Source organism: Odoribacter sp. AF15-53 (assembly GCF_003479425.1).
In the GTDB taxonomy this organism is placed as follows: domain Bacteria; phylum Bacteroidota; class Bacteroidia; order Bacteroidales; family Marinifilaceae; genus Butyricimonas.
In genome coordinates, this window is the sequence record NZ_QUHC01000032.1 from 1 (window position 1) to 2,119 (window position 2,119).

The following is a 2,119-nucleotide window of genomic DNA, read 5'->3' on the forward strand; positions in this document are numbered from 1 at the left end:
CAAAATGGCGATTAGCTGCCGAACATTATGCACCAAAGATATAATATAAAAACAATAAGAATATGAAAGAAGAAAATTATCCAACTGGAGCTTTTGTAGCCTTTGTGTTATTATCACAAAATGAATGGGATATTAAAAAACTCATCAACGACTGCAAGGCAGATTGGAACATAGAAATTCCATATGACGGCAATGAAGAAGCGTTGGTAGCTGTTATGGGAGATGTTACACTTGCAGTAGCCATTATGCCTGCACCTGTTCCTAATCAAGAGGCGGAACATTATGCAGGAGCAAATTACATGTGGAAAGATGCAGTAGAAGTGACTAAAAGCCACAAGGCACATCTCATGGTTTCTGTATTGGGAAAGGATGCCAATCTATTGGAACGAGGGAAACTATTTACAAAAGTCGTTTCTTCATGCCTTAAACAAGAAAGAGCCATTGCTGTCTATACTGATGGAACTGTGTTCTATCCCCAGTTTTATTGTGATGTTGCATCTGTAATGCAGCAAGATAATGAAGCATTGCCTATATTGGCTTGGGTGTGGTTTGGCGTATATCGCACCGAAGAATGTGCAGGTATATATACCTACGGAATGAGAAAATTTGGTAAAGAAGAAATGGAAGTTTATGCTGCCAATGCCGATCTGAATGATGTTCGCGATTTTCTGCTTGATATAGTTACATATGTTTTAGACTGCGATGTAACTTTGAATGATGGCGAAACCATCGGATTTTCGGAAGAACAAAAGCTCAGGATTACCCTTAGTGATGCGGTTGCATTGGATGGAAAGAGTTTGAAACTTGAATATCCACAATAAGAAGGCGCATAACAAACGGATAAATCTCCTATAACAGTCGATTATCCGCCAAACATTATCGTTGTTTACATTAGAATCAAAGAAATGAGAACAATAGAAGATATGAAACTTGAATTATTGAGTGATGACTCAAACAGGTTTATACAAGCTCTAATAGATTATGACATAAATAGTAAAGATAAATATGGGAGTAATCTACTTCATTACTATATAATGAATTACAAGAGTATCGTACATCCCGCAGGTGTAATTATACCCGAATTTGTAAAAAAAGGGTTGGATATAAATGAAAAAAGGAAAGACGGACGCACTGCATTATATCTTTCTGTTCAATATCAGTTGAAAGGTATTTTTGAATTACTCCTGAATCATAATGCAGATATAGATATGCAAAATGCAAATGGTAATACTCCTTTATGGGAAGCTGTTATGCAATACAAGGGAGATGGCTTTTTTATCGAACACCTTTTGAAAAATGGAGCTAATCCCGATATAGAGAACAACAATGGAGTATCTCCTAAATCATTGGCAAGAACTATCGCAAATTATGATGTAAGAAGATTCTTTAACAACGATAACAAACAGCAAACCGACTGAACAAGTGGCACGCTGCCGGACATTATCAATAAAGATGTCTAAAAATGTAGTTTGTTTTTAACGGAATAAATAATATGGGAGTTTTTTTATCAATAACATATGATTTAAGGTGGGCTGGAAGTTTTGAAGCCAATGTGAAACAAGACAAAGTTGTAAACTATATAGCTACCAACTTGGGGGATATGATTTGGCAAGAGGAAATATCTAATCAGGTGCAAAGAATAGATAAACACCATATATCATTAGCTATTGTTTTAAGATTATTTCGCAGAGAAGATATTAAAAAAAATAGCTTAAAATCGTATGCTCGATATATTCAAAAAAAAGATATACTTAACATAGATCAAATGTTGGCTTTGGATGAGTATATAGAGTTGTCAGAAAATGAAATGAGATGTCAACTTTGCGATGCTGTTTTTAATCGTTTGGAAGAGATATTGATAAAATATAAGGAACGATTTCAAAATCTCGATTCCATAGTTTTAGTTCCGTTGTTAAGAGAACGAATATTACGAATTAAAAATCAGGAATTTACAGATAATTATTTTAAATCTAAATCGTTTACCGATGCAAAACGTGTCGAAGAAATAAAAAAGTTAATTGATTGCACAAAGTAAAACCATTGATAACAAGCGGATGAGCCTCCTCTGAAAAGGTCGGTTATCCGCCAAGCATTAGCATCAAATAAAAAAGAATGAAAA

The 2,119-nt window shown here is 34.5% G+C and carries 3 protein-coding genes; all 3 read left to right on the forward strand.

Going from position 1 to position 2,119, the window contains the following annotated elements; genetic code table 11:
• Positions 1–62 precede the first annotated feature (62 nt).
• The 3 genes from DWW52_RS20785 (at position 63) to DWW52_RS20795 (ending at position 2,035) form a co-directional block, all read left to right on the forward strand.
• On the forward strand, positions 63–821 hold the full coding sequence (locus DWW52_RS20785) for a DUF4261 domain-containing protein (protein WP_117682435.1): 759 nt from the start codon (positions 63–65) through the stop codon (positions 819–821).
• 84 nt (positions 822–905) lie between these two features.
• The gene (locus tag DWW52_RS20790; protein ID WP_007558978.1) at positions 906–1,418 is read left to right on the forward strand and encodes an ankyrin repeat domain-containing protein; all 513 of its coding nucleotides are present in this window, start codon (positions 906–908) and stop codon (positions 1,416–1,418) included.
• A 74-nt stretch (positions 1,419–1,492) separates the two neighbouring features.
• Complete coding sequence (locus tag DWW52_RS20795; protein WP_029427363.1) at positions 1,493–2,035, forward strand: hypothetical protein; 543 nt, start codon at positions 1,493–1,495, stop codon at positions 2,033–2,035.
• Positions 2,036–2,119: the final 84 nt, after the last annotated feature.

Excerpts from the sequence above, each read along its gene's own strand:
- DWW52_RS20795 (WP_029427363.1), top strand. The coding sequence starts at position 1,493 with ATGGGAGTTTTTTTATCAATAACATATGATTTAAGGTGGGCTGGAAGT.
- DWW52_RS20790 (WP_007558978.1), top strand. The coding sequence starts at position 906 with ATGAGAACAATAGAAGATATGAAACTTGAATTATTGAGTGATGACTCA.
- DWW52_RS20785 (WP_117682435.1), top strand. The coding sequence starts at position 63 with ATGAAAGAAGAAAATTATCCAACTGGAGCTTTTGTAGCCTTTGTGTTA.